Origin of the sequence: Variovorax sp. 38R (genome assembly GCF_014843395.1) — a bacterium.
Classification (GTDB): Bacteria; Pseudomonadota; Gammaproteobacteria; order Burkholderiales; family Burkholderiaceae_C; genus Variovorax; species Variovorax paradoxus_H.
Genome location: NZ_CP062121.1, coordinates 1671746 through 1692043 on the forward strand (window position 1 = coordinate 1671746; position 20298 = coordinate 1692043).

At 67.6% G+C, this 20298-nt stretch carries 18 protein-coding genes and 1 pseudogene; 3 read left to right on the plus strand and 16 right to left on the minus strand.

Features of this window, described 5'->3' with window-relative positions; genetic code table 11:
• Positions 1-164: 164 nt before the first annotated feature.
• The 8 genes from IG196_RS07390 to IG196_RS07425 all read right to left on the minus strand — a co-directional run bounded on the left by IG196_RS07390 (position 165) and on the right by IG196_RS07425 (position 10144).
• On the minus strand, positions 165-1619 hold the full coding sequence (locus IG196_RS07390; protein WP_192195620.1) for an N-acyl-D-amino-acid deacylase family protein: 1455 nt from the start codon (positions 1617-1619) through the stop codon (positions 165-167).
• Between the two features lie 295 nt (positions 1620-1914).
• A complete protein-coding gene (locus tag IG196_RS07395; protein WP_192195621.1) occupies positions 1915-2916 on the minus strand; it encodes an ABC transporter ATP-binding protein in 1002 nt (333 codons plus the stop codon).
• Positions 2913-3947, minus strand: a complete 1035-nt coding sequence (locus IG196_RS07400; protein WP_192195622.1) for an ABC transporter ATP-binding protein — start codon at positions 3945-3947, stop codon at positions 2913-2915. The genes IG196_RS07395 and IG196_RS07400 overlap by 4 nt, the downstream gene beginning before the upstream one ends.
• A 16-nt stretch (positions 3948-3963) precedes the next feature.
• Entirely contained in the window at positions 3964-4890 is a 927-nt protein-coding gene (locus IG196_RS07405) for an ABC transporter permease (protein ID WP_225616951.1), read from the minus strand.
• A gap of 25 nt (positions 4891-4915) precedes the next feature.
• Positions 4916-5851 carry an ABC transporter permease gene (locus IG196_RS07410; protein ID WP_192195623.1) on the minus strand — a complete coding sequence of 312 codons (936 nt, stop codon included), beginning with the start codon at positions 5849-5851 and terminating at the stop codon, positions 4916-4918.
• A gap of 15 nt (positions 5852-5866) precedes the next feature.
• Positions 5867-7447, minus strand: coding sequence for an ABC transporter substrate-binding protein (locus tag IG196_RS07415; protein ID WP_192195624.1), 1581 nt, complete (start codon positions 7445-7447; stop codon positions 5867-5869).
• Positions 7448-7493: 46 nt separating this feature from the next.
• Positions 7494-8945, minus strand: a complete 1452-nt coding sequence (locus tag IG196_RS07420; RefSeq protein WP_192195625.1) for a M81 family metallopeptidase — start codon at positions 8943-8945, stop codon at positions 7494-7496.
• A 44-nt stretch (positions 8946-8989) separates the two neighbouring features.
• Positions 8990-10144 carry an NAD(P)/FAD-dependent oxidoreductase gene (locus IG196_RS07425; protein ID WP_192195626.1) on the minus strand — a complete coding sequence of 385 codons (1155 nt, stop codon included), beginning with the start codon at positions 10142-10144 and terminating at the stop codon, positions 8990-8992.
• Positions 10145-10349: 205 nt separating this feature from the next.
• Between IG196_RS07425 and IG196_RS07430 the strand changes: the two genes are divergently transcribed.
• The 3 genes from IG196_RS07430 (at position 10350) to IG196_RS07440 (ending at position 11785) form a co-directional block, all read left to right on the plus strand.
• Positions 10350-11063, plus strand: coding sequence for a helix-turn-helix domain-containing protein (locus tag IG196_RS07430; RefSeq protein WP_192195627.1), 714 nt, complete (start codon positions 10350-10352; stop codon positions 11061-11063).
• A gap of 113 nt (positions 11064-11176) precedes the next feature.
• Positions 11177-11380, plus strand: a complete 204-nt coding sequence (locus tag IG196_RS07435; RefSeq protein ID WP_192195628.1) for a hypothetical protein — start codon at positions 11177-11179, stop codon at positions 11378-11380.
• Between the two features lie 54 nt (positions 11381-11434).
• Positions 11435-11785, plus strand: coding sequence for a DUF2200 domain-containing protein (locus tag IG196_RS07440; RefSeq protein ID WP_192195629.1), 351 nt, complete (start codon positions 11435-11437; stop codon positions 11783-11785).
• Positions 11786-11829: 44 nt separating this feature from the next.
• Here the strand turns inward: IG196_RS07440 and IG196_RS07445 are convergent, their stop codons facing one another.
• The 8 genes and pseudogenes from IG196_RS07445 to IG196_RS07480 all read right to left on the minus strand — a co-directional run bounded on the left by IG196_RS07445 (position 11830) and on the right by IG196_RS07480 (position 20185).
• A complete protein-coding gene (locus tag IG196_RS07445; protein WP_192195630.1) occupies positions 11830-12855 on the minus strand; it encodes a Bug family tripartite tricarboxylate transporter substrate binding protein in 1026 nt (341 codons plus the stop codon).
• Between the two features lie 300 nt (positions 12856-13155).
• Positions 13156-14203, minus strand: a pseudogene (locus IG196_RS07450) (IS110 family transposase).
• Positions 14204-14397: 194 nt separating this feature from the next.
• A complete protein-coding gene (locus IG196_RS07455) occupies positions 14398-15309 on the minus strand; it encodes an HpcH/HpaI aldolase/citrate lyase family protein (protein ID WP_192195631.1) in 912 nt (303 codons plus the stop codon).
• Between the two features lie 34 nt (positions 15310-15343).
• The gene (locus IG196_RS07460; protein ID WP_225616952.1) at positions 15344-16597 is read right to left on the minus strand and encodes a CaiB/BaiF CoA transferase family protein; all 1254 of its coding nucleotides are present in this window, start codon (positions 16595-16597) and stop codon (positions 15344-15346) included.
• Positions 16594-17082 carry a MaoC family dehydratase gene (locus tag IG196_RS07465; RefSeq protein WP_192195632.1) on the minus strand — a complete coding sequence of 163 codons (489 nt, stop codon included), beginning with the start codon at positions 17080-17082 and terminating at the stop codon, positions 16594-16596. The genes IG196_RS07460 and IG196_RS07465 overlap by 4 nt, the downstream gene beginning before the upstream one ends.
• On the minus strand, positions 17079-18320 hold the full coding sequence (locus tag IG196_RS07470) for an acyl-CoA dehydrogenase family protein (RefSeq protein ID WP_192195633.1): 1242 nt from the start codon (positions 18318-18320) through the stop codon (positions 17079-17081). Before IG196_RS07470 ends, IG196_RS07465 begins: the two co-directional genes overlap by 4 nt.
• 3 nt (positions 18321-18323) lie before the next feature.
• Complete coding sequence (locus IG196_RS07475) at positions 18324-18824, minus strand: MaoC family dehydratase (RefSeq protein WP_192195634.1); 501 nt, start codon at positions 18822-18824, stop codon at positions 18324-18326.
• Positions 18821-20185, minus strand: a complete 1365-nt coding sequence (locus IG196_RS07480) for an MmgE/PrpD family protein (RefSeq protein ID WP_225616953.1) — start codon at positions 20183-20185, stop codon at positions 18821-18823. The genes IG196_RS07475 and IG196_RS07480 overlap by 4 nt, the downstream gene beginning before the upstream one ends.
• Positions 20186-20298: the final 113 nt, after the last annotated feature.

Consider the following 20298-nt stretch of genomic DNA (forward strand, 5'->3'; position numbering starts at 1 on the left):
AGATGCCGAGGGAAATCCCCTAGGGACGCACTGCCAGAGAGGAAGAGCGCAAAGGAGAAAGAAAAACCGGGCCCGCGAGGCCCGGCGTGTTCACCGATCCGGTGCTGCGCATGCACCAGGATGCGAGGGCGGGCGCCATGCAGGTGCCGCCGCGGCGTGAGCTGTCAGGCCGCGTCCTGGCGCACGATCACCTGGCCGTTGCGCGCGCCGCTGTGCACGCCGTGGCGCCATGTGACGGCGCCGTTCACGATCACCGCATCGATGCCTTCGGCGGGCTCGGTCGGCGTTTCGTAGTTCGCGGTGTCGCGCACCGTGGCGGCATTGAAGACCACCACGTCGGCGTGATGCCCGACCTTGAGCGCGCCGCGTTCGTGCAGGCCGAAGTTGCGCGCCGTGAGCCCCGTCATTTTCCACACCGCCGTCTCGAGTGGGAACAGCCCGACGTCGCGGCTGTAGTGCCCCAGCACGCGCGGAAAGGTGCCCCACAGGCGCGGATGCGGCTTGTCGCCCAGCGGAATGCCGTCGGAGCCGATCATGGTCTCGTCGAAGGCGAGCACGCGCTGCACGTCGTCTTCGTCCATCATGAAATAGATGGCGCTGCCGGGCGACAGGCGCAGCGCGGCCTCTTCGCCCGACACGCCCCATTCGGCCGCGATGTCCTTCAGGTCGCGGCCCGCGCACTCGGGGTGCGGCACGCTGGAGGCAATGAGCACGCGGCCGTCCATCATTCCGCGGTCGGTGCGGATCATGGTGGAGCCGGCGGTATACGGGTAGCAGTCGAGGCCGATGCACTGGTGCTTCATCGCCTCTTGAATGAACGGCAGCGTGACCTTGGTCTTGCCGAAGTTCTGCGTGTTCTGCACCTTGTGATGCGACACCACCACCGGGATGTCGAGCGCGCGGCCGATGTGGAAGGTTTCTTCGAGCGATTCCATCACGTGGTCGCTCTCGTCACGCATGTGCGTCACGTACAGCGCCTTGCGCGACGTGAGCGGGCGGCCGACCTCGATGATCTCCTCGGTCGTCGCCTTCACGGCCGGCGGGTAGAAGGTGCCGGTCGACAGGCCGATGGCGCCGGCCTGCATGGCTTCTTCGACCAGCGCCTGCATGGCGGCGATCTCCTGCGCGGTGGCGGGCCGGTCGAGGTCGGACATGGTCACGGCACGCAGCGTCGAGTGGCCGACCATCGCCGCCACGTTCACCGACGAGGGCGTGGCGCGCAGCGCGTCGAGGTAGGCCGCGAAGGTCGTGAAGCGGTCTTCGGCCGGCGTCTCGAGCAGGCTCAACGGCATCGGCAGGTCCATGTCGGCGCGCAGCGGCGCGGCGCTGATGCCGCAGTTGCCCGCCACCACCGTGGTCACGCCCTGCGACACCTTGAACGGCATCTGCGCCTGCGACAGCACGGCCTGGTCGTCGTGCGTGTGCGAGTCGATGAAGCCCGGCGCGACGATGCGGCCCGTGGCGTCTAGCGTCTGGTCAGCCGTGTGGCCTGTGAGCTTGCCGATGGCGGCGATGCGTCCGTCGACGATGCCCACGTCGGCGTCGAAGCGCGGGGCCTTGGTGCCGTCGATGACGGTGCCGCCTTGGATCAGCAGGTCGTAGTGGGTGGTGGATTTCATGTCGGTCCTTTCATGTGTTCATTTCAAGAGCGCGTGGTTCAGGGCGTGTGCACAGGCCACCGGGTACTTCCCTCCGCGAATGTCCCCCGCTTCGCTCCTCCTTGATTTCGCTGCGGGAAGCACCCAGTGCCCTGCGCAGGGGACGCGGCGGTGGTGTGCGGCCGATCAACAAGTGCTCTGAAACGCTCTCGTCGATGGGGTGCCTTGCGCAGCGAAATCAAGGAGGAGGGGCGTAGCCCCGGGGGACATTCGCGGAGCAAGGTTCCCGTCGGCGGGAGCGTCGCCCGAGCGTTCGTCAGCGAAAGTGGCAAGCCACCCAATGGCCACCCTTGGAAGACGAAGGCCGTTCCGTCAGCTCGGGCGTCTGCTCCTTGCACACGGCCTGTGCCATCGGGCAGCGTGTGTGGAAGCGGCAGCCCGACGGCGGATTGGCCGGGCTCGGCGGGTCGCCCTGCAGCAGCAGGCGGCGTGCGGGCGTGCGCGGGTTGGGCACGGGCACGGCCGACAGCAGGATCTCGGTGTACGGATGGCGTGGCGCCGAGAACAGCGTGTCGCGGTCGGCAATTTCCACGATGTGCCCGAGGTACATCACGGCCACGCGGTGGCTGATGTGGCGCACCACGGCAAGGTCGTGGGCCACGAACAGGTAGGCGATGCCGAACTCGGCCTGCAGGTCCATCAGCAGGTTGACCACCTGCGCCTGCACCGACACGTCGAGTGCCGACACCGGCTCGTCGCAGACGATGAGCTTGGGGTTTAGCGCCAGCGCGCGCGCAATGCCCAGGCGCTGCCGCTGGCCGCCCGAGAACTCGTGCGGAAACTTTTTTGCCGCCTCGGGCCGCAGGCCGACACGCGAGAACAGCCACTGCACGCGCTCGCGCCGCTCGGCCAGCGACACATCGCCGAAGTTGCGCAGCGGCTCGGCCACGATGTCGCCGGCCGTGAGGCGCGGGTTCAGCGAGGCGTACGGGTCCTGGAAGATGATCTGCAGGTCGCGCCGGCGCTGGCGCATCGCGTTCGCGGACAGGGTCAGCAGCTCTTCGCCGTTCAGCCGCACCGAGCCCGAGGTGGGCTCGACCAACCGCATTACCGACTTGGCCGTGGTGGTCTTGCCGCAACCCGACTCGCCGACCAGCGACAGCGTCTCGCCGTGCCCGACGTTGAACGACACGCCGTCGACCGCCTGGATCGCCGGCTTGGTCGGGCGCAGCCAGCGGCGCGGCGAGATGTAGTGCTTGCGCAGCTCGCGCACCTGCAGGAGCGGTGCGTTGGTGGATGTTGTCGTTGTCGTCGTCATGCGCTCACCTCGGCAGCCTCGTCGGTCCATTGCTCCTGCACCGCGAAGCAAGCGACCACGTGCCCGTCGCCCTGCGTGGAAAGCGGTGGTGTCTCGCGCCGGCAGCGTTCGCGTGCCTGCGAACAGCGCGCGGCAAAGGCGCAGCCGCGTCCGAGCTCGTGTGCGGCGGGCACCATGCCCGGAATCTCGTGCAGCCGCGCGCTCGACGTGCTCATGGCGGGCATCGAGGCCATCAGCGCCCGCGTGTAGGGGTGCAGCGGGCGATCGAAGAGGTCGATCACGTCGGCCTCTTCCACCTTCTTGCCGGCGTACATGACGACGACGCGGTCGCAGCTCTCGGCCACCACGCCCAGGTCGTGCGTGATCATCACCACGCCCATGCCCAGCTCTTTCTGCAACCGCTTGATGAGGTCGAGGATCTGCGCCTGGATGGTCACGTCGAGCGCGGTGGTCGGCTCGTCGGCGATCAGCACCTCGGGGTTGCAGGCCAGGGCCAGCGCGATCATCACGCGCTGGCGCATGCCGCCCGAGAGCTGGTGCGGGTACTCGTTCACGCGCCGCTCGGGCTCGGGAATCTGCACCAGGCGCAGCATCTCGACCGCACGCTGCAGCGCCTCGGCGCGGCTGGCCTTCTGGTGCAGCTGCACGGTCTCGGCGATCTGCCGGCCCACGGTGAGCACCGGGTTCAGCGAGGTCATCGGCTCCTGGAAGATCATCGAGATGCGGTTGCCGCGAATCTGCCGCATCTCGCGTTCGCTGAGCTGCATCAGGTCGGTGCCGCGCAGGCGCACCGCGCCCATGTGGCGACCGGGCGGCGTGGGCACCAGCCGCAGGATCGACAGCGCGGTCACGCTCTTGCCACAGCCCGATTCGCCGACCACGCCGAGCGTGCGGCCCGCGCGTACGGTGTACGACACGCCGTCGACCGAGCGCACGGTGCCCGCGAGCGTGTTGAAGTAGGTGCGCAGGTTGTCGACCTCGAGCAGCGGCTCGCCGGGGGCGAGGGTGGCCTGGGACATGTGGATCGTCATGGGGCGTTCCTCTTCATCACAGTTGCCGCGCCAGGCGGGGGTCGAGCGCATCGCGCAGGCCGTCGCCGAGCAGGTTGATCGCCAGCACCGTGGCCGCCAGCAGCAGGCCCGGGTACAGGATGATGTGGAACGCCACGGTCACGAAGTTGCGGCCCTCGGCCATCATGTTGCCCCAGCTCGGTGTCTGCGAGGGCACGCCCACGCCGAGGAAGGACAGCGCGGCTTCGGTGAGCACGGCGGCGGCGGCCACGAAGGTGGCCTGCACGATCAGCGGCGCCACGATGTTCGGCAGCACGTGCCGCACGAGGATCACCGGCAGCCGCGTGCCGACCGCGTGCGCGGCCTCCACGAACAGCTGCTCGCGCAAGGTGAGCGCCAGCGAGCGCACCAGCCGCACCACGCGCGGAATCTCGGGCACGGTGATGGCGATGATCACGGTCGTGAGGCTGGCGCGCGTCACGGCCATCAGCGCGATGGCCAGCAGGATGCCGGGGATGGCCATGAGCCCGTCCATGACCCGCATGATCGGGCCGTCGGCCCAGCGCACGAAGCCCGACACCAGGCCCAGCACGATGCCGAAGAAGGTGGCGAGCACGGCCACCGAAGCGCCGACGATCATCGACACGCGACCGCCCCACACGGCGCGGCTGAACACGTCGCGGCCCAGCGCGTCGGTGCCGAACCAGTGCTCGGCCGAGGCCGTCTGCATGCGCGCCAGCGGGTCGATGTCCTGCGGGTCGTGGGTGGCGATCCAGGGGGCGGCGATGGACAGCGCGGCCACCACGATGAGCAGCAGCGCGCCGACGATCAGCGTCGGGTGCTTGCGCACCCAGCGCCAGCGCGGCGGTACGAAAGGAGGGTCTTCGGCAAGGGCCGAGGTGGCGGCAACGGCGGCGCTGGGCACCGGCGCATCGACCTCGCGCAAGGGCAGGGCAGTGGACATGGCGTCGTGGGGCTCGTTCTTTTTTCTAGTACTGGATGCGCGGGTCGAACAGGCGGTAGCTCAGGTCGATCAGGAGATTGATCAGCACGTACACGCCCGCCGAGAGCAGCAGCACGCTCTGGATCACCGGGTAGTCGTGGCGCTGCACCGAATCGATCACGAGCCGGCCCACGCCCGGAATGGCGAACACCGTCTCGGTGACCACCACGCCGCCGATGAGCAGCGCGATGCCCGCGCCGATGGTGGTCGCGATGGGAATGGCCGCGTTGCGCAGCGCATGGCGCAGCACCGGCAGCACGCCCAGGCCCTTGGCGCGCGCGGTGCGGATGTAGTCCTCGTGCAGCACCTCGAGCACGGTGGCGCGCGTCATGCGCGTCACCAGCGCGATGTACACCAGCGCCAGGTTCACGCAGGGCAGCACCAGCGCGCGCAGCCAGGCACCGGGGCCTTCGGAGAAGGGAACGTAGCCCTGCACCGGAAACCACGGCAGCTGCACCGCGAAGGTGTAGACCAGCAGGTAGCCGATGAGGAACACCGGCACCGAGAACGCCAGCACCGCGAACAGCATCACGAGGCGGTCGATCCAGGTGCCCGCGCAGTAGGCCGCGAGCGTGCCCAGCGGCACGGCAGTCACCAGCGTGATGAGCATGGTCAGTGCCGCGATCGACACCGTGGGCTCCAGCCGCTGGCCGAGCAGCTGCGTTACCGGCACCTGCGTGAAGATCGAGGTGCCCAGGTCGCCCGTGAAGATCTTGCCGATCCACAGCCCGAACTGCTGCCACAGCGGCAGGTTCAGGCCGAGCGCGGCGCGCAGCTTGTCGATGTCTTCGGTGGTGGCGAGGTCGCCCGCGATGAGCGCGGCCGGGTCGCCGGGCGACAGGTGGATCAGCAGGAACACCACCACGGCCACCACCGCCATCACCGGCAGCGTGGAAAGAAAGCGTCGAACGATGTAGCCCATGGCGTGCGCGGCGGCTTACTTGTCGAGCACCCAGACGGTCGGCATGCCGGCCCACATCTTGTCCAGCCCCTTGAGGCTGGCGCGCGCCGCGAACGCGGCCGAGTACTGGCCGGCGTTGATGTACGGCACGGCCTCGTAGGCGCGCGACTGGAAGGCGTCGAGCAGTTCCTTGCGCTTGGCCGGCACGGTTTCCTTCAGCCAGGCGGTGCGCAGTTCGTCGAGCTTCTTGTCGCAGGGCCAGCCGGGCAGTGTGTTGCCGCAGGCCGCGCCGAGGTAGGCATTGCTGATGGGCGAGTTCACATCGAACTCGCCGGCCACCGTGACGTAGATGTTCCAGCCGCCGGCGTCGGGCGCATCGCGCTTGGCGCGGCGCGCACCGATCGAGGCCCAGTCCATGGTCTGTGCATCGACGTTCAGGCCGATGCTCTTCATGGTCTGCGCGGCCATCAGCGCCTCGGCGTTGAGATACGGCACGTCGCTCGGCACCATCAGCACCACCTTCTCGCCCTTGTAGCCGGCGTCGGCGAGCATCTTCTTCGCCTTGGCCACGTCGGCCTTGCGGAAAGGCTCCGCACCGGCCGCGGTCTCGTTGGGGCTGCCGCAGATGAACCAGGTGGCGCAGTAGGCCATGCGCATGTCCAGCGGGAAGCCCATGGCCGCGACAAAGCGTTCCTGGTTCACGGCCTGCAGCAGCGCCTGGCGCACCTTCGGGTTGTCGAAGGGCGCGTGCAGCTGGTTCATCACCAGGAAGCCCTGGTAGGCGCCGCCGGAGCCGATCTTGATGTTGCTGTCGGTGCGCAGCGGCGCGATGTAGTCGGGCGCCAGCTGCTCGATGTAGTCGACCTCGCCGCGCTTGAGCGCCGACACGGCGCTGTTGGCGTCGGGCAGGTAGAGCCATTCGACACGGTCCAGCGTGGTCTTCTTGCTGCCGGCCAGGCCGCTCGGCGGCTCGCTGCGCGCCACGTAGTTCGGGTTGCGCACGAACACCGTCTTGTTGCCCGGCACCCATTCATCGCGCTTGAAGATGAAGGGCCCGGAGCCGACGACCTCGGTCAGCGGCGAGGTGGCCGGCAGCTTGGCGATGCGCTCGGGCAGGATCACGGGCGGGAAGCCCGAGGGCTTGGCCAGCGCGTCGAGCACCATGCCGAAGGGTTCGTTGAGCGTGAGCGTGAGGGTGCGCGCGTCGGTTGCCTTCCACTCGGCGCCGATGCCCGTCATGGCACGGCCCAGGCTGTCGCGTGCGGCCCAGCGCTGCAGCGACGCCACGGCGTCGGCCGAGGTCACGGCGGCGCCATCGGAGAACTTCAGGCCCGGGCGCAGCGTGAAGCTCCACTGCTTGCCGTCCTTCGAGGTCGTGTACTTCTCGACCATCTGCGGCTGCGGCTTGCCGGTGGCATCTTGTGCGAACAGCGTGTCGTACACCATGTGGCCGAAGTTGCGCGAGATGTAGGCCGTGGTGAAGGTCGGGTCAAGAATCTTCAGGTCGGCATGCGCCACCACCTTGAGTGTCTTGGGCGGCGTTGTCTGGGCGAGCGCGGGAAGGCTGGCGGCCGAAAAGGCCAGGGCAGCGAGGGCGGCAAGCGTTCGTCGTTTCATCGTCGGTTCTCCGGTCGGTGGGGGCGAAAGAAAAAGAAGAGGGAGCTCAGGCAGCGACGCCGATGGGCCACTTGGGCAGGCGTGCTTTTCGATACGGCAGCGTCGTGAGATCGAGCGTCACGGCGCCCGGTGCGCCGGCGTAGATCACGTGCTTCGCCACCTGGGAGTACGACGCATAGAAGTGCTGCGACGACTTGACGACCACGATCTTCTTGGCCGCCAGGTCGCAACCCAGCTGCGTGAACATGTCGGTGCCCATGGCCTGGTTGCGCCGCGTGATCAGAACGATCTCGATGCCGTTGATCTCGACCAGTGCGCAGTCGCCCATGGCCGTGGGCGTGTTCGACAGGCCCGTCATCACCAGGTCGTGCTGCAGCGCCTTCACGGTGCATTCGACGTCGAGCGGATCGCCCGACAGCGGGCTGATCTTGCCGCCGATGCGCATCTGCAGCTTGGCGCCCACGCCGGCATCGAAGGCGATGCGCACGGCGATCGGGTCCCACATCGGGCCCAGCGCCGCATTGGTGATGCCGCGCTCCAGCATGCGGCGCAGGATGAAGGTGGAGTCGCTCGCCGCACCGCCGCCGGGGTTGTCGGCACCGTCGGCCAGCACCACGGGGCCGCCGTCGAAGGCCAGCGCCTGGTCGAGCGAGTCGTCGATGCTCGGGTAGTTGACCGTGAGGCCGTCGCGCATGGCGATGACTTCGTCGGCCAGCTGGCGCGCCAGCGCATCCGCCTTGGCCTGGTCGCCGTCGGTGTAGACCAGCACCTTGGTGCCCATCTCGGGCACGTCGCCCCACGAGAAGCCGTGCGTGAGTGAGACCGAGAGCACGCCGTCTTTTCCTTCGAGCGCCTGCATGCGCTCGACAAAACTGCGCGCCGGTTCGCGCGAGGTATGGACGGTGACGATGATGTCGCAGTCGACCATCGCGGCCACCGGCTTGACCTTGCCTTCGACCGCCGCGGCGCAGATGTCGACCAGCTCCAGCCCGCGTTCGAGCACGTCGGTGTGCGGGTACTCCTTGAACGAGACCATCACGTTGGCGTTGTCGACCATGGCGGGCGTGAGGTGGTTGTGCGGGTCGAGCTCGGCACCGATCACCACGTCGGGGCCCACGATCTCCCGCACGCGCACCAGCATGTCGCCTTCGCAGTCGTCATAACCGTCGGCCACCATGGCGCCGTGCAGGCCGAGCAGCACCATGTCGACCGGCAGCGCGGCGCGCAGGTCGTTCAGCATTTCGTCGCGCAGCGTTTCGTACGCATGGCGCGTGGTGATGCCGCTGGGCTGCGCGCCCGCCACCATGCCTTCGAGCAGCGTCCAGCCCTTTTCCTTGCCGCGGATGCGTGCGGCCCACAGCGGGCCCGAGTAGATCGTCAGCGCATCGGGATGCTGGCCGGCGGGAAAGTAGCCGCGGTCCTTGAAGGACGCGATGCCGGTCGGCATCGGGCCGAAGGTGTTGGTTTCGGTCGCAAGAGAGGCACTGAAGACACGCATGGTGATTTCTCGTGGAGAGGGTTCGTTGTGGGGGAAGGAACGGATCAGCCGGCCGTGTGCAGCCGCTGCGGGCCGAGCATCTCGGCCGTGAGCCCGAAGCCCGCGATGCGCTCGGGCAGCGGCAGGCCGCGTGCCAGCGCGGCGCAGGCTTCGCCCATGGCGGCCGAGGTCTGGATGCCGTAGCCGCCTTGCGCCGCGACCCAGAAGAAGCCGGGCGCGTCGGGTGCAAAGCCGCCGACCAGGTCACCGTCGGCCACGAAGGAACGCAGGCCCGCCCAGGTGCGCGTGGGGCGGCGAATGGCGAGCGTGGTCGCCTCTTCGATGCGGTGCATGGCGATGGCGATGTCCATCTCTTCGGGCTGCACGTCCTGCGGCTCGACCGGGTCGGCGTTGGCCGGCGAGCCCAGCAACATGCCCGCGTCGGGCTTGATGTACCAGCCCTCGTCGGCGGCGAACACCATCGGCCAGTGCGCGACGCTCTGGCCCTCGGGCGGCGCGAAGATGAAGGCCGAGCGGCGGCGCGGCTCGATGCCCAGCGGACGCACGCCGGCCAGCTGCGCGATCGTGTCGACCCACGCACCGGCCGCGTTGAGCACCACCGGCGCTTCATACACCGTGCCGCCGGCCGTCACGCGCCAGCACTCGCCCACGCGCTCCATGGCGGTGACATCGGCGTCGCACACCAGCTTGCCGCCGGCCTGGCGCATGCCGCGCAGGTAGCCCTGGTGGATGGCGTGCACGTCCATGTCGGAGGCATCGGGTTCGTACACCGCGCCGGCCACCTGCTCGGGGCGCAGCGCCGGCACCATCTCGCGCGCCTGCTCGCCGTCGAGGCGCTGGGCGCCCACGTCCATCGCGCGCAGCAGCTCCCAGTGCGCTTCGAGCTCGTGCAGGTGCTCGGTGCCCGCGACCATCATCGCGCCGCGCGGCGTGAGCAGCGGGTGCTCGGCAAAGCCTTCGGGCGGGTGTTCGAGAAAAGCGCGGCTGGCCATGGTGAGGGCGCGCACCTGCGGCGTGCCGTAGCTTTCCATGAAGAGCGCGGCCGAACGGCCGGTGGAGTGGTAGCCCGGCTGGGCTTCGCGTTCGAGCAGGATCACGCGGGCATGCGGGGCGAGCCAATGGGCCACGGAGGCTCCGGCGATGCCGCCGCCGATCACGAGGTAGTCGGCCACGACAGGGGTGGTTGTGTTTGTTGTCATCGCCGAAAAGTGTAGGTAGAAATTTGCGGATACGCAAATTGATTTGCGCCGACCAAGGGGAAACCATGGGTGCACCAGCGCGGTGAAATTTGCGTACACGCAATTTGCGTATACGCAAAACGCGTGCCGGCCAAGATCGCGCCGTGCGTGGCCGGCCGGGCGCGGGGCTGGCAGAATCACCCGGCACACCTAGAGAAAGCCAAGCGTGACTCCACACACAGGGAACCGGGCCGGGGCGAAGCCGAAGGAAGAGCCGCCCACGCTGGACCGCACCACTTTCGGCCATCGCCTGCGCACCGCGCGCAAGCGTTTCGGTTGGACGCTGGCGCAACTGGCCGAGCGCTCCGGCGTGTCGATCACCACCATCTCGCGCGCCGAGCGCGGCCAGCTTGCGCTCGGCTACGAGAACTTCACCGCACTGGGTCGCGCGCTCGAGATGGACATGAACGCCATGTTCGCGGGCGCCGGCGTCAAGCCCGAGCAGTTCGACGGCCCGGTCGTCACGCGCGCGGGCAAGGGCGTGGTCTACAAGGGACTGGCCATCGCCTACGAGTTTTTGGGCACCACCGCCGCCGGCAAGCAGATGAGCCCCATCGTCGGCACCGTGCATGCGCGCCGCATCAACGGCCCCGAAGACTTCGTGCGGCACACGGGTGAAGAATTCGCGTACGTGCTGTCAGGCGAGATCGACGTGCACTTCGACAACGGCGAAGTCGTGCGCCTGGCGCGCGGCGACTCGCTGTACTTCGACAGCCGCCTCGGCCACGCCTACGTGAGCGTGAGCCGCCAGCTCGCGAAGATCGTGGGCATGACCTCGGGGGAGAGCGGGCACATGAAGTCGGCGCGCGAGGCGCCGGCGTTGAAGCCGGTGCGCAAGACCGTGGCCGCGAAGAAAGCGGGACGGGGCGGGAAGAAGTGAGTCGGTCGCCAGCTCCCGCAATCACCGTCTGTGTCTACGGCGCGGAGGCGACCTACAGCGGGGCCTGCGACTTCGCGTGGGATGCACCGCCCGTCGGGGGCCGGCACAAGCTCATGCTCTTCCTCGCACAAGGCGACGATGTCTCCCGCGAAGAGGAAGCTGCAGCGGAACTCGCGAAATTCGGATTCGTCGACCTTCACCTCATGGCAGGGCGCCCGTTGATGGTCGAGTCGCTGAACGATCCTCGGATGCACGCGTTCACCAAGCACTACGAGGGCGCGCTCGAGAACGGGTGTTCGATCGTCTGGTATCCGTAGCCACAAGCACCGGCCAGAATCGACCATTCCGACCGACATGAAGGAGCAATGACGATGGCCGAGCACAAGATTTTCGCGATGCCGTTCGCCAAGGTGTACCCGATGTACGTCCAGAAGGCGGAACGCAAGAATCGCACGAAGGCAGAGGTCGATGCAGTCATCTGCTGGCTCACCGGCTACGACGCGGCGGGGCTGCAGCAGCAGATCGAACAGCAGAACGATTTCAGGACCTTCTTCGCCCAGGCCCCGGCGCTGCACCCGAACCGCGCGCTGATCAAGGGCGTGGTGTGCGGCGTGCGCGTCGAGGAAGTCGAAGACCCGCTGATGCAGAAGATCCGCTACATGGACAAGCTGGTCGACGAGCTGGCCAAGGGGAAGGCGATCGAGAAGATCCTGCGGGCGTAGCGGTCGCGCCGGTCCCCGCACGCAATGCGGGGACGTCTTGCTTGCTACTCGACCATCAGCCCCAGCTCACGCGTCATCTTCTGGTACGTGGGCCACGTCTGCTGGATGAACTTCTGCAGTTCGGCGCCGGTCCATGGCGGGCTCTCCACACCCAGCTGCGCGAGCACGGTCTTCACGGGTTCCGATTTCGTCGACGATTCGAGGGCCACTTCGGCGAGCCGCCGCACCACCTCCTTGGGCAGGTTGGCCGGGCCCAGCACCATGTTGCATTCCTTGAGGTGTTCGAACGCCGGTCCCGTGAAGCCCTCGTCGGCCCAGGTCGGGATGCCCGGGAGCAGCCGCTCCGAACGGTCGCCCGAGATCACCAGGATCGGCCGGAACGCACCGCGCTGGATGCCGGCCGCCATGCCGGCCATCGAGCCGGCACCCATGTCGATGTTGCCTGCCATCAGGTCGAACACCATCGGCCCCGTCCCCTTGTAGTTGACGAGGTCGAACTTGGCACCGGTCTGCTTGGCCAGCTGGCTCATCATCAGTTGCCAACCCGAGCCGATGCCGTAGTTGCCGACGCTCACCGGCCGCTGGCGCGCCAGCGCGATCAGCTCCTTGAAATTCTTCACCGGCAGGTCTTTCTTGACGACCATGGGCGACGTGCCGGTGCTGAACGCAGCGATCGGCGTCAGGTCCTTGGTGGTGTCGAGCGGCACCTTCTTGAGCAGCACGGGCGCCTGCGCCAGTTGGCTGTGCAGCGTGATCAGCAAGGTGTAGCCGTCCGGTGCGGAACGCGCCACCGCATCCGCCGCGATCATGCCGATGGCGCCGGGGCGGTTCTCCACGACCACGGGAACGCCGAGCCGGCCCGTCATGTATTCCGCGAGTGCCCGTGCGGTCGCGTCGTTGGACGAACCCGGCGCCTGCGCCGCGATGATCTTGATGGGCCGCGAGGGCCAGTCCTGCGCACGCGCCACGTCTGGAAGCCATCCGACACCCAGCAGGCCCAGGCCGGTGCCAAGGAGGCGGCGGCGTTGCGCGCCCTCGGGGGCCAATGTCGATTCGATGCTCGTAGTCATGTTGTCTTATATGGACGCCTCCCGTGTGGCAAGCGAGTTCTTGAAGTTCCGGCTGGCGGTAATGACTGCGGTCTTATATCCGGCCTGTTTGTGCAGATCGGACCGAAGTCCGCCCGCTGGCCTTGATGGTCATGCGCGGGGTCGGTGCTCATCTCCATCGCGGGCTTCGCGCGAGGGCTTGCCCGAGACAACATTCAGCTTTACCCGACCCGCGGTCCGACCGCTTCACCATCACTTCATCGACTCGACTCACGCACTCTTTGCGGCTTCCACTCCTGTGGTTGTTGTCTCAGGTTGTTGCTAAGCCGCCTGCGCTCGCGCGCCGCAGCCACTTGGTGGAGTGCTTTTCCACTCCGATTGGTACGCCCGCCCGTGCGCCACCAGCGCCCAGGCCGTGCGAGCCATCTTGTTGGCCAACGCCACCACCGCCACATTCAGCGGCCGGCGTCGCAGCAGTTCCTCCAGCCACGTGGGCATGTCCTTGGCGTGCGTGATCACCGCACGCGCACCGTGGATGAGCAATGTCCGCAGGTAGGGTCGCCGCGCTTGCTCAGGTGCCCGATGCGGGTCTTGCCGCCCGTGCCGCTGTGCGCAGGCACCAGCCCCAGGCTGGCTGCGAACTCCCGTCCCGAGCGCCAGCCGCTGGCGTCACCAGCGTTGCGGCCAGCGCCGTTGCACCGAGCACGCCGATGCCCGGCACCTCGCGCAGCGTGCGCGCCTTGTCCAACTGGCGCTGCTGCCCGGCGATCTCGGTTTCGAGCTGATCGATGCTGCGCTCGACTCCTTTGAGCGCTTCGAGCTGCAGGTCGACCAGCCCACGCATCAACGGCGGCAGCTTGTCGTCAATATCGGCGCGCTTGACTGCGATCGTCTTTAGTCCGGCCTTCTTGCCGCCTGGCAGCACCACGCCAAATTCGTACAGCAAGCCTCGCAGCATGTTGAGCGTGGCCGTGCGCACGCTCACCCAGTGCGAGCGCACTCGATGCAGCGACATCACCGCCTGCTGCTCCTTGCTCTTGACCGGTGCGCGGCGAATGTCCGAGTGCTGCGCGGCCAGCCAGATCGCTCGGGCATCGGCTGCGTCGTCTTTGTTGCCGCGCACAAATGCACGTACCTGGCGTGCCGGCAACAACTCCACCTGATGTCCCAGAGCACCCAACTCGCGCGCCCAGTGGTGCGCGCTGCCGCACGCCTCCATCGCCACGCGTGCCGGCTGCAACTGGGCGAAGAACTCGCTCAGCTTGGCCCGACCGAGCTTCCTGCGCCCGATCTCGCCCGTCTCGCTATTGACCCAATGAAGCTGCATCACGTTCTTTGCAATGTCCAAGCCATACGTCGTACGATCCATTTCGGGGCCTCCGTCTGTAAGTGGGTAGATCGAACTTCCACTTTGGCACTCGATGCCGTTGACTGCGAGGCCCCCCTTCCTTGCCCACATCCCCAGCGCTCGCAATCGCTCAGTTAGGGGGAGGCGTCCATACCATCTCCGTCATTTTTTGGGGATCAGGTGTGCGTGCCGGCCATGCGGCCCGTGAAGCGCGGCTACATGCCGATCTGGTCCGCGCGGTCGACCAGGTTCTTCACGATGCGGACTGAGGCGATGTCGATCATCTTTCCGCCGTACTGGACGGCGCCCAGGCCTTGTGCCAGTGCGGCGTCGTAGGCCCGGATCATTTCGCGCGCGCGCGCCACATCGGCGGCGGCCGGCGAGAAGGTGGCTTGCGCGATCTCCACCTGCGACGGGTGGATCGCCCACTTGCCGACCATGCCGAGGATCATGGCCCTGCGGCACTCTTCGCGGAAGGCTTCGGGCTCCTTGAAGTCGGCGAAGGGCCCGTCGACCGCATCGATGCGGTTCGCGCGCGCCGCGATCGTGAGCTTGTGGCGCTGGTAGCTCCAGATGTCGCCGGGGTAGCCGCTCGGGCCGCCGATGTCTCGGATCGACACCCCCTGGCTCGCCGAGTAGTCGCCCATGCCGAAGATCAGGCATTCGAGCCGCGGCGTCGATGCGGCGATCTCCTCGACCTGCATCATGGCTTCGACTTCTTCGATGAGTACATCGATGCCGATGCGCTTCTTCAGGCCGAGCTTCTTCTCCATCATGGTGAGCAGCTTGTCGACAAACTGCACGTCGGCCGCGCTCATGGCCTTGGGCAGCATGATCATGTCGAGGTTCTCGCGCGCACCTTCGACGACCTCGATGATGTCTTCGTAGGCGTACTCGGTGGTCAGGTCGTTGATGCGCACGCAGCGCGTGGTGCGGCCCCAGTCGAGGGTGTTGAGGGCCTGCACGATCTTGGCGCGCGCGGGCCGCTTCTCGGAGGGCGCGACCGCGTCCTCGAGGTCGAGGAAGACGAAGTCGACGTCCATGCCGGCGGCCTTCTGCATCATCTTTTCGCTGGAGCCGGGAACGGACAACTGGCAACGGCGCAGCCGCTTGGGTCTTTCTTGCATGGGTTTTCCTTGGGAGATCAGAAGAGGGAAGGGGTTACTGGATGACGTGTTCGGCGCGCAATGCCGCGATGTCCTCGCGGCTGAAGCCGAAGGTTCGCAGCGTCTCGTCGGTGTGCTCGCCCGTCAGGGGTGCGCGGCGGCGAACGCCGCCCGGGGTGCCGCTCATGCGCACCGGCGTGCCGGCCACGGTGAGCGGGCGGGAGGCGCCGGGCTGCTCGACGTCGACCAGCATCTGGCGCGCGCGGAAGTGCGGGTCGTCGAAGATGTCGGCCGCATCGAAGACGGGGCCGAACGGAATCTCTCCGCCCAGCAGCGCCGACAGCTCGGCCTTGGTATGGCGCGCGGTCCAGCCGCCGACGATCTCCTCGACGCTCGCCCTGTGCTTGACGCGCGCCTCGTTGGTCGCATAGCGCGGGTCCGCCGCGAGTTCCGGCTGGCCCATGCGTTGCACGAGCGGCACCCAGAAGCGGTCGTTGGGCACGCCCAGGCTCACATGGCCATCCTTCGCGGGAAAGAGCCCGAAGGGGCACAGCAGCGGGTGGCCGTTGCCCTCGGGCCCCGGGATGGCGCCGGTCGCGCTGTGCTGGAACACCAGCCGTTCGCAGACCGCGAGCACGGCATCGACCATCGCCACATCGAGGAACTGGCCCTGGCCGGTGCGCTGCGTGCGCCAGCAGGCCGCGGCAATGCCGTAGGCCAGGTACATGGCGGGCACGATGTCGCCCACGCCGGGTCCGATCTTCGTGGGGGCGCCGCCCGGCACGGCGCCGGTGATGCCCATGATGCCGCCCATCGCCTGGGCCACCGGGTCGTAGGCGGGCCAGTCGGCATAAGGGCTCTCGCCGCTGCGTGCATCGCCGAAGCCGCGCAGCGCCGCATACACCAGGCGCGGGTTCTCCTGCGCCAGCGTTTCGTAGCCGAGGCCCAGCCGCTCCATCACGCCCGAGCGGTAGTTCTCGACGAGCACATCGGCCTGCCGCACGAGCCGCAACAGCGCAGCCTTGCCGGCCGGCTGCTTCAGGTCGAGCACCAGCGAATCCTTGTTGCGGTTGATCGAGGCGAAGTAGCTGCCGAAGCCCTGCTCGTCGATGCGCCTGGCGCCGTCGAGGTGCGGCCCGGTGCGGCGCGTGAGATCACCGCCCGGCGGCTCGATCTTCACGACATGCGCGCCCTGGTCGGCCAACATCATCGTGGCGTACGGACCGGCGAGCATCTGCGTCAGGTCGAGCACGACGAGGCCTTCGAGGGCGCCCGTCGCACACCGGAAGGGCGCTGCAGTGCCCGTCACTTGTCGGCCCAGTGGCTCTTGCGCTTGAGCAGCACGGTGCGCTCGGCCTCCACGCAGAGCGTGTCGTCCTGGTTGATGCCGTAGTGCCGGAAGCGCACGATGCCGGCGTCGGGCTGGTCGGCGTCGCGGCGCTCGAGCACTTCGCTGAAGGCGTACAGCGTGTCGCCATGGAAGACGGGGTTCGACAGGCGGATCTTGTCGAGCGTCAGTTCGCGCAGGCACTGTTCGGCCGTGTCCTGCGCCGCCAGCCCGAGCACCATCGACAGGTTGATGCCGCCGAACACCACGCGCTGCGAAAAGATGCCGCGCGCGTCGCGCTTCATCGCATGCTCGTTGAAGTGCCCCTCGGCCGTGTTCATGACCATGTTGGTGATGAGCACGTTGTCCATCTCGGTCACGGTCTTGCCGCGCGCATGCCGGATCAGCGCGCCCACTTCGAAGTCTTCGAAGTAGTTGTCCGTGCTGGTGAGTTCCGACGTCTTCATGCTGTGGCCCCCCGCTTGGCGGCCTGCAGCTTCTCGAAGGCGCGTTCGGCGATCATGGCTTCCACTTCCGACTTGCCCAGCAGCTGCGTCGAGATGATGCGCTGCTGAATTTCCGACGTGCCCTCGAAGATCTTGGTCAGGCGGGCGTCGCGCCAGTAGCGCTCCACCGCAAACAGCGTGGTGTAGCCCGCGCCGCCGAAGATCTGCATGGCCTCGGACGTCACGCGCTCGGCCATCTCGGAGGCGAAGTACTTCACCATCGACGCCTCCTTGTCGCAGCGCCGGCCGCTGTCGATCTGGCCGCACACGTAGTACATCAGCTGGCGCGCCGCCTCGATCTCGGTCGCCATGGTCGCGATCTTGAAACGGATCGCCTGGTACTCCGCAATGGGCATGCCGAACTGCTTGCGTTCGCCCGCATAGGCGATGGCGTCTTCCAGTGCGCCTTGCGCAAGGCCGATGGCGCGAGCCGCCGTGTGTGCGCGTGCGCCTTCGAGCCCCTTGGTCATCAGGTGGAAGGCCTTGCCTTCTTCGCCGATCAGCCCTTCGGCCGGCACGCGCAGCCCGTCGAGCGCGAGCTCGAAGGTCTTCCAGCCGAAATAGCCGATCTTCGGAATGGGCGAGCCCGTCATGCCCTTGGGAAAGCTGCCGCGCTCCTTCTCGATGAGGAAGCACGAGATGCCCAGGTAGCGCTTGTCCGAACTCGGCGGGGGCGAGGTGCGCGCAAAGAGCGTGAGGTAGTCGGCGCCATCGGCAAAGGTGCACCAGTACTTGTTGCCGGTGAGCACCCACTCGTCGCCGTCACGCACCGCGCGGCACGAGATCGATGCCAGGTCGGAGCCGGTGTCGGGTTCGCTCAGGGCGCTGGCGTTGAGGAACTCGCCGCGCACGACGCGGGGCAGGTAGCGTGCACGCATCTCCTCGGGCATGGCCGACTTGATCCAGCCCCCTTGGGCGCGGGCCACGATGGATGCCACCGACATCCAGCCGCGCGCCAGTTGCTCGCAGATGAGGCAGTACTCGAAGTAGCCCAGCCCCATGCCGCCGTATTCCTCGGGGATCATGATGCCGAAGTAGCCCATGTCGGCCAGCTTCTGGCGCAAGTCCATCGGGATCTCGCCGTCGGGCCCGTCGAGCCGGTTGGCAACCGGCAGCACCTCTTTCATGGTGAAGTCGCGTGCGGCGTCGCGAATCATGCGACGCTCTTCGGTCATGTAGCCCAGTCCGTCTTCTGACATTTCTCAGTTCCTTGTTTTGACGAGGTTGGAGCGCTTGAAGTCGATGACTTCCTCGCCTTGCTGGTTCGACCCGCGCGTGTGCCAGGTCACGATCCCGTAGCCGGGCCGGTTGGAGGCCAGGCGCCGCGCAATGACTTCGGAGTGCGCGTACAGCGTGTCACCGGGGTACACGGCCTTGCGGTAGCTGAGTTCGTCGACGCCCAGGAAGGGGCCGCCGCCTTCCGACAGGTCTTCGACCGACAACCCGAACACCGTGTTGAACACCAGCAGCGGATTGACCGGCGTGGCCGGATGGCCGTGCGTCTTGGCAAAGGCCTCGTTGGTGTAGTGCGGGTTGTAGTGGAGCGTGAGCGTCGAGAAGAGCGTGTTGTCGGCCGCCGTGACCGTGCGGCCCCAGTGGTGCGCAAAGCTGCGGCCGATCTCGAAATCTTCGTAGCGGTTGCCGCGGCGTCGCAGCGTCGCGTCGGCCTTCAGCCGTGCGACCGTGGTGTCGTTGGGAGTCATTGGATGGCTTCGAACAGGGGGTGGAGAGAAGGGGAGCGGTCGAGCGCGTCGACGGCCTCGACGAAGCGCTCGAAGCGGGCGGCGCCGAGCACGGGTTCGGCGATGGCGCGGGCTTTGGCCAGCAGGCGCGTCCATTGCGCGTCGAGGTCGGTGGCGGGAATCGCCACGTTGGCGGTGCGGGAGAGCGTCCGGCCGTCGCGCGTGTGCATCGTCACCGTGGCCGCATCGCGGTTCTCGGCCTCGACCACGACCATCGACATGCACCGGGCTGCGGCGGCGTAGCGCGCATCCAGCGCGGTCTGGTCCGAGTACAGGCCGAGGTCGGAGGTGTCCGCGCCATCGAGCGCCAGCGCGGCCAGATGCTGGATCGAGAACTTCACGTTGAGCCCGCTCTGCGGCACCGCGATGTCGCAGACGCCCCGATGGTTGCCGGCGACCTGGAGGGTCATCGACTCCAGCGCGTCGAGGTCGACGCCGTCGTGCTGCCGCAATGCGCGGATTGCCTCGATCGTGGAATGGGTGAGGTAGCAGGAGGCGTGGTACTTGAAGAGCGTCTGTTCGACGGCGAAGCCGTTGCGCGTGTCGATCGACGGTGCCACGCCGTTCAGCGCCGGTGCCATGGTGCGGGCAAAGCCCTGCACGCATTCGATCGCGCTGTCGTTCACCGTGAAGCCGCGCGCGGCGAGCTCCGCGGCCATCAGTCCGTTCATCGCGGCCTTGCCGGCGTGCAGCGGCTTGCCCATGGTTCCGAACATGCACTTGAGCCCCGCGGCCTGGGTCGCCGCGAGTCCCAGGGCATGCGCCGTCTGCTCGCTGCTCAGGCCGCGCAGGTTCGCGCAGGCCGCCGCGGCGCCGAAGGTGCCGACGGTCCCGGTGGCATGGAAGCCATACTGGTAGTGGCTCGGTCCGACGATCTCCCCGAGCCGGCTCTCGATCTCGTGACCCACCACCAGGGCGCGCAGCAGGTCGCGACCGGAGGCCGCACGCGACTGCGCCAGGGCGAGCACGGCCGGCGCCACCGGCACCGTGGGGTGGCCGAACATGCGGGATGCGACGTCGTCGTAGTCCAGCGCGTGGCCCGCGGCGCCGTTGATGAGCGCCGCGTCGTGCGGCGCTCCGCGCCGTCCGCTGGCCAGCAGCAGGCAGGGTTGGTCTGCCGACCCCTGGTACGCATCGGCAAGGATCTGCACCAAGGGCTCGGACGAGCCTGCAATGCTGACGGCGAGCCAGTCGAACATCGCGTGCTTCGCCCATTGGTACGCCGAGGGGGTGAGGGCGGCATCGTCGGTGCGGCTAATCCAGTCGGCCATCAGGTGCGTGACCGCCACGCTGTCGATGCTCTCGCAGGTCTGATTCTTCACGTTATCTCTGGGCCTCGGTGAGAGGCTCGTTGGTGGGTTCTCCAAAGTATTGAGCCGGCTCGGGCAAAGATGCATCACATATGTGATGGTTGATCGATGCGACACACCATCAC

What these genes read in the sequence shown, in the direction of transcription:
- IG196_RS07390 (WP_192195620.1), bottom strand. Translation starts at nt 1,619, where the DNA reads ATGAAATCCACCACCCACTACGACCTGCTGATCCAAGGCGGCACCGTC.
- IG196_RS07395 (WP_192195621.1), bottom strand. Translation starts at nt 2,916, where the DNA reads ATGACGACGACAACGACAACATCCACCAACGCACCGCTCCTGCAGGTG.
- IG196_RS07400 (WP_192195622.1), bottom strand. Translation starts at nt 3,947, where the DNA reads ATGACGATCCACATGTCCCAGGCCACCCTCGCCCCCGGCGAGCCGCTG.
- IG196_RS07405 (WP_225616951.1), bottom strand. Translation starts at nt 4,890, where the DNA reads ATGTCCACTGCCCTGCCCTTGCGCGAGGTCGATGCGCCGGTGCCCAGC.
- IG196_RS07410 (WP_192195623.1), bottom strand. Translation starts at nt 5,851, where the DNA reads ATGGGCTACATCGTTCGACGCTTTCTTTCCACGCTGCCGGTGATGGCG.
- IG196_RS07415 (WP_192195624.1), bottom strand. Translation starts at nt 7,447, where the DNA reads ATGAAACGACGAACGCTTGCCGCCCTCGCTGCCCTGGCCTTTTCGGCC.
- IG196_RS07420 (WP_192195625.1), bottom strand. Translation starts at nt 8,945, where the DNA reads ATGCGTGTCTTCAGTGCCTCTCTTGCGACCGAAACCAACACCTTCGGC.
- IG196_RS07425 (WP_192195626.1), bottom strand. Translation starts at nt 10,144, where the DNA reads ATGACAACAAACACAACCACCCCTGTCGTGGCCGACTACCTCGTGATC.
- IG196_RS07435 (WP_192195628.1), top strand. Translation starts at nt 11,177, where the DNA reads ATGCTCTTCCTCGCACAAGGCGACGATGTCTCCCGCGAAGAGGAAGCT.
- IG196_RS07440 (WP_192195629.1), top strand. Translation starts at nt 11,435, where the DNA reads ATGGCCGAGCACAAGATTTTCGCGATGCCGTTCGCCAAGGTGTACCCG.
- IG196_RS07445 (WP_192195630.1), bottom strand. Translation starts at nt 12,855, where the DNA reads ATGACTACGAGCATCGAATCGACATTGGCCCCCGAGGGCGCGCAACGC.
- IG196_RS07455 (WP_192195631.1), bottom strand. Translation starts at nt 15,309, where the DNA reads ATGCAAGAAAGACCCAAGCGGCTGCGCCGTTGCCAGTTGTCCGTTCCC.
- IG196_RS07465 (WP_192195632.1), bottom strand. Translation starts at nt 17,082, where the DNA reads ATGAAGACGTCGGAACTCACCAGCACGGACAACTACTTCGAAGACTTC.
- IG196_RS07470 (WP_192195633.1), bottom strand. Translation starts at nt 18,320, where the DNA reads ATGTCAGAAGACGGACTGGGCTACATGACCGAAGAGCGTCGCATGATT.
- IG196_RS07475 (WP_192195634.1), bottom strand. Translation starts at nt 18,824, where the DNA reads ATGACTCCCAACGACACCACGGTCGCACGGCTGAAGGCCGACGCGACG.